We start from the raw sequence: 5,003 nt of genomic DNA on the forward strand, positions 1-5,003 counted from the left end.
CGGATCTGGCCATCAGGTACCTTCTTCCAATTTTCGCCGACGTTCCGCGAAGCGCTGTTCGCCGCGTTCGATGCGCTCGTCATCGATCTGCGAGTTCGCTTTCTTCGCAGCGGGTTTCGGACGGTTCGGGTAGTCCCGCCACGGGCTGCCGCGCTTCTTTCCACGGTTGGCCTGCAGTGCCCACAGGTCCGCGAGCAGGTGATCTTCGATCGACCACGGCATTCGTCCGCCGTTGTCGGAGATCGCCAGTGCGGAGGTGTGTGGCAGTCTGCGGATGTAGACCCACAGCAGACGCAACGTCAGCTGTGAGTCGCCACCACCCGGACGGAATAGATCCCGTAAGTCGACGCCGTAGAAGTGTTTGAGGTCGGCCTCGATGTCGTCGCCCCGCACATGCAGGACAGCGAGGAGGCCTAGGAGTTTCCCTCGTCTCCCAGGCCCGCTTCCTCGGAGAACATCGTCATGATTTCCGACGCTGCTTCCATCGGCGGCTTACCTTCAGCCTGCGAGCGGGCGCAGGACCAGAAGAACTGCTTGTCGCCTAGCAGGCCCTTGACCATGTGCAGCGGGTTCTTGCCGATGGCACCGAGCTGCCAGTCCCAGTTGTCGATCAGTGCTGCGCGGTCCACCTGGATCTCCTCGCCCCACAAGGTGAGGACAATGGTCGCGCCGGTCGCTTCACCGCGCCGCGCCGCGCTGACCTTCTGATGATCCTGAGGCTTCGGGGCATTGGCGGGAACCTTCCCAGCGGCGCGCCGCTGTTTGCGGTTCCCCTTCTTGGTCTTGGTGTGTGCGACGGCTTCCTTCGCGAAGTTCACGTCGTCGACGTGCGGAGCGACCACGTCCGGAAGAGTGTCGTCGTTGTCAACGTTCGCGAGGAGCCGTCGTGCGGCTTCGATCTGCGCGGCAGTGGGCTCATCCGCGTCGGGAGCGGTGTTCTCGTAATCGGCGAAGTCATCGTGTGAGGGCATGTGCAGCTCCTGGGTTGTCGCGCCAGATTTGTGGTGCGATGGCCGCCGTGATTCGGTCGGCGGCGAAAGATGGGACGCCGGCCTTGATCAGGTCGGCGCGGGTTTGCGCGATGAGCGCGATGGGATCGGACGAGGGCGTTTCGTCCTCGTCATTCTCGGGCGGAAGTTGCTCGGCAATCTGAATGGTCTTGGCGACCTTCGCCCGATCGCGAGAGCGCAGGCGCTCGCCGGGTTTGATCACACCGAGGTCGATTGCCGCAGCGGTGATCTCAGCGTCCGTCGGCGTTCGCAGTCGCGGCGGGGTGATCATGTGCGCGACTTCTGCCGAGTGACCTCGAGCGCGCCGACTGTCATCACGAGCGCGAAGAACCATGTCGGCGGAATGCGTGAGGTATCCATGCGAACTCCTTTGTGCAGAAAGGACTGTGCAGCACTGGGAACCGGCCGCCAACGGGCTGCACACCGCTGGCGGCCGGGGTATCAGGCAGCGACGACCGTGACCGTCCCTGTCGGGGTGAGCGATGCAGCCGGAGCGGAGAGGGTGCCACCGTTGGCGAGCGTCACCGTGTACGGACCACCAGCCGAGCCGGTCACCGTCGCCTTGCCGGCGCCGACAGTGGCGAGCAATTCGAGTGCGGCCTTCACAGCCGCTGTCGGTGCGTTGAAGGCGATGCCTACAACGGTCTGGTTGTCCACGCGCAGCGGGAACGTGCCCGCTGTGGTGCCCGCCGGAACGGTGACAGTCCAACGGGTCGGATCGCCCGCATTCTGGTTCGCCGTACCAAGCAGGTGATTGTCGTTGTCCGCGAAAAGGTCCGCAGTGACCGGGAAGGTTCGAATGCCGGACTCGGACTTCGTCCACGCGCCCGTGGTGAGCAGTGCAGGCCGGGTCGTGTACTCGACTTCTTCGACGCCGTCCTCGCGGGTGACGATCAGCAGGGTCCGGTGAATTCCCTTGGGGACGGAGATGAAACCGGTATCCGTGCCGTACGCAATGCCGGCGGTGACCGCGTTGCGTTCGAGGGCGTTGAAACTCAGCTCGATCGTGCCCTTGCTGGTCTTGCCCTTCACACGGGGCTTTCCCCACCCGTCGAAGAACGTCTTCTCCACACCAGGCGTGTACGTGACACCCTCGGTACCGAGAAGTCCGAAGTCGAGCCACATCGCCCCGGGCGCTTGACCAGGAGCGGGAACGGCGGCGGCGAGGGTGCCGGTGTAGTTCGGGTCGAGGACGTAGATCTCGCCCTCGTCAAAAACCGACGCATTGTCGGGATTGATGACAGACATGACAAATGACCCCTTTCAAGGGCTCAGTACCTCGATCAGAGGCGGTTAGATGGGGGTGGTACGAATGCGAGCCGCGACGGTGAAACCAGCGATGCGTCCACCGTTCTTGTCGTCGACGTCATCAAGGATGGACGAACCGGCCATCACGTTGGTGATACCCGGAATCCTGTGTGCAAGAAGCAATCCCTGACATAGTGCGGCGAGTCTCCGTGAGCGAGTGCGGCCGTTGGACCAGACCGTGACACCGATCTGTGGCACTGTGAAGACTGGCCACTCCATCGGGCCGCCGTCATCACGCACAACGATGAACGGGTCGGTAGCGACACCGTCGACCTCGGGCAACCAATCCTTGCCGAGCGTTAGTGCAGCACGCACTCCTGGCTCGCGGTCGGCAAGGATGGCGTTGAGGAAGTCCTTGATCGGTACCGCCGCGTCAGATGCTTTACGCGCAGGTTTCACTTGCCGCCGCCACTCACCGTCAAGCCGACAATGCCAGCAGCACGAGTGAGCGTGCCGTACTTCAGTTGCCGACCGACACCACTCGGATGCATGATCGCCACTGACGCGGCGGGACGGTCAGTCGTGTACGACTCGACACCGACCTCCATGTCGGAATCGAGTTGACCGCGAGCCGCATTCGCGATCGCGTTGGCAGCCTCGTCGACCATCGCCCGAACGTCAGAGGCATTGAGGATTTCGCTGATCCCAGCCTGGTCGATTTGGAAATCGTTGCCACTCATCCAAGCCCCCTCCACGCCGCGATAACCGGACCGGACAGATCGGGGTCGCTCTCGATCCAGCTATCCGGATCACCCTCGATCTGCCACAGTTTCCCGCGAACGAAAACAGTGTCGGTTTCAGCAATTTCACGCTCGACCGGTCCAGGCGCGTAGATCCGAATCCGAGTGACCTTCCCCGATCGGCCGACAACGAGAGGCTCGGAACTTCCGAGTGGCTCAATGACACAGCCCGGTATTTCGAAAACTGAACCGCTGGCAGGGATCGGATCCGAATTGTCGTCGAGCACAACACCCGGCTGAATGCGGGCAGTCTCACCATCGCTCACGGAAATCACCATCCCCGAAGTAGTAGCGCGGCCCGCCATGAATATCGATCCCGAGCTGTTCTTTCATCCAGTCGGCCCACACCAGGGCAGAGTCAGGATTGGTGAGCGTGCCCGAGCGCGAGCGCGGACCTAACGCCTTCGAATACGCCGAATGCCCTGTGTGCTCACCGGCGACCAGCGCGCCCTTGACGACGGCGATGGATACGAGTTTCGCATCGCCGTCGCCAGGGTCGGTGATCGTGGTGTTGCGGTAAATCCACCGCCCAGCAGCGTCGAGAAGTTGAGCGGCCCACATCTTCTCGGTATCGGACAGCGCACGCCAGGTGGACTCGATGTCCGTGGTCGTTGCGAACGGAATCACTATCGCCTCCTACTGGACGGCGGCGATGATCTCCGCACGCTTGAGCTTCTCCATCTCGGAACGGTCGAGGCCCTGAGACACTGCGTACTCGACCCACTCGACTGTGGTCGCCGTATTGGCGGGACGTTCCACCGTGGTCGATGTGGACTCAGCGCCCGCGCCCGCCTCGTCTGCTTCCTCGGCCGGCGCCGCCTCCGCCTCCACCTCGGCGGGTTCGATTGCTTTCGCCTTGAGTAGACGAGCAGCTTCGACACCATCGAGCGTGAGGACATCACCACGGTGGTGACGCCGGTACTCGACAGGGGCACCCTTCGTGTGGATCTGCTCATCGAAATGATGGACCAACAGCACGTAGTCAGCCTTCTCGCGAGTGCTCATCAGGACACCACCCCAGTGATCCAGCATGCGGCGAGCGGCTGGTCGGTACCCATCACACGAGCGCGAGAGGTATCGGCGCGCCACGACTCGGTGGCACCCCCGTTGGGGCCGTTGCCTTCCGGGTACAGTCCGGTCGACTCGAGCGGACGTTCGTCGGAGTAGAAGCCGACCGTGCCGCGCTCGACAACGAGCACGCGGTTGAGCGGCCACGAGCGTGACGTGAGCGGCGCCAACCCGAGGATGTCCTTCGGCAGGCGGCCGGTGTACGCGATGGACTCCGGTGCAAGAGAGTCCGTGTACACCTTGAGGAATTCCTCGTTGTCCTGCAGTGCAGGCGTCAGCGAGGTAGGCAGGACCATGGTGTCGGCGAGGAAACCGAAGGTCTCGTCGTCGTCATCGGTTTCGGTCCGCGACGCGGAACCGACAACCTCCATCGCGTTCGCAATGTCGTGGCGCGGTTTGCCACCCGACGTGTTCCATGCGGCCGATGCGGCGATCGTAGGAATGGCGGGGTTGAGCAGCAGCTGCCGAAGAGCGCGCTCGTCGGCGCGGATCATCGTGTTGGTCAACTGGGTGATCTGAGTGTTGACGTCGTCGATCTTGTTGCGATCTCGCATAAGTCGCGAGATCCGAACGCCGAGCGCCTTGACGGTCGAGACCGCGATGCGGGGAGTTCCGCGCTCGCCGGCCGCCACCGGGATTTCGGCGAACTCGGCAACATCGGCGACATCGGAACCGAGGTACAGCGGGGTGGACTCGGAGTAGCCGACGAGCCCGTTGGTGTTCGATCCGCCATTACGCAGAATCGTTTCGGACAGGAAGGCGTTGTCGAGCAAATTCAGGATGCGGGCAGGGATCATCGTCGGCGCACCGATGAGATCCGAGACCGTGGTGCGGGGACCGTCGTTGACGCTCAGCACGGAAACAGTCATGTTGCTTT

At 62.9% G+C, this 5,003-nt stretch carries 9 protein-coding genes; all 9 read right to left on the reverse strand.

The window, feature by feature from the left end:
* Nucleotides 1–12 precede the first annotated feature (12 nt).
* Nucleotides 13–393: a hypothetical protein gene (locus tag VIQ49_RS04105; RefSeq protein WP_331881089.1), complete on the reverse strand. Its 381-nt coding sequence runs from the start codon at nucleotides 391–393 to the stop codon at nucleotides 13–15.
* Nucleotides 394–413: 20 nt separating this feature from the next.
* Entirely contained in the window at nucleotides 414–971 is a 558-nt protein-coding gene (locus tag VIQ49_RS04110) for a hypothetical protein (RefSeq protein WP_331881092.1), read from the reverse strand.
* Complete coding sequence (locus VIQ49_RS04115; protein WP_331881094.1) at nucleotides 955–1,281, reverse strand: hypothetical protein; 327 nt, start codon at nucleotides 1,279–1,281, stop codon at nucleotides 955–957. Before VIQ49_RS04115 ends, VIQ49_RS04110 begins: the two co-directional genes overlap by 17 nt.
* A 170-nt stretch (nucleotides 1,282–1,451) precedes the next feature.
* The gene (locus tag VIQ49_RS04120; protein ID WP_331881097.1) at nucleotides 1,452–2,258 is read right to left on the reverse strand and encodes a hypothetical protein; all 807 of its coding nucleotides are present in this window, start codon (nucleotides 2,256–2,258) and stop codon (nucleotides 1,452–1,454) included.
* 45 nt (nucleotides 2,259–2,303) lie between these two features.
* Complete coding sequence (locus VIQ49_RS04125) at nucleotides 2,304–2,717, reverse strand: hypothetical protein (RefSeq protein WP_331881100.1); 414 nt, start codon at nucleotides 2,715–2,717, stop codon at nucleotides 2,304–2,306.
* Nucleotides 2,714–2,998, reverse strand: a complete 285-nt coding sequence (locus VIQ49_RS04130; RefSeq protein ID WP_331881103.1) for a hypothetical protein — start codon at nucleotides 2,996–2,998, stop codon at nucleotides 2,714–2,716. Before VIQ49_RS04130 ends, VIQ49_RS04125 begins: the two co-directional genes overlap by 4 nt.
* Nucleotides 2,999–3,310: 312 nt before the next feature.
* Nucleotides 3,311–3,685, reverse strand: coding sequence for a hypothetical protein (locus VIQ49_RS04135; protein WP_331881106.1), 375 nt, complete (start codon nucleotides 3,683–3,685; stop codon nucleotides 3,311–3,313).
* Nucleotides 3,686–3,694: 9 nt separating this feature from the next.
* Nucleotides 3,695–4,063: a hypothetical protein gene (locus VIQ49_RS04140; protein WP_331881109.1), complete on the reverse strand. Its 369-nt coding sequence runs from the start codon at nucleotides 4,061–4,063 to the stop codon at nucleotides 3,695–3,697.
* Nucleotides 4,063–5,003, reverse strand: a 941-nt coding sequence (locus VIQ49_RS04145) for a hypothetical protein (protein ID WP_331881112.1), incomplete at its 5' end; no start/stop codon positions are given. The genes VIQ49_RS04145 and VIQ49_RS04140, both read right to left, overlap by 1 nt.

The organism is Williamsia sp., assembly GCF_036566845.1.
In the GTDB taxonomy this organism is placed as follows: domain Bacteria; phylum Actinomycetota; class Actinomycetes; order Mycobacteriales; family Mycobacteriaceae; genus Williamsia.

Excerpts from the sequence above, each read along its gene's own strand:
- VIQ49_RS04130 (WP_331881103.1), bottom strand. The coding sequence starts at position 2,998 with ATGAGTGGCAACGATTTCCAAATCGACCAGGCTGGGATCAGCGAAATC.
- VIQ49_RS04110 (WP_331881092.1), bottom strand. The coding sequence starts at position 971 with ATGCCCTCACACGATGACTTCGCCGATTACGAGAACACCGCTCCCGAC.
- VIQ49_RS04120 (WP_331881097.1), bottom strand. The coding sequence starts at position 2,258 with ATGTCTGTCATCAATCCCGACAATGCGTCGGTTTTTGACGAGGGCGAG.
- VIQ49_RS04140 (WP_331881109.1), bottom strand. The coding sequence starts at position 4,063 with ATGAGCACTCGCGAGAAGGCTGACTACGTGCTGTTGGTCCATCATTTC.
- VIQ49_RS04115 (WP_331881094.1), bottom strand. The coding sequence starts at position 1,281 with ATGATCACCCCGCCGCGACTGCGAACGCCGACGGACGCTGAGATCACC.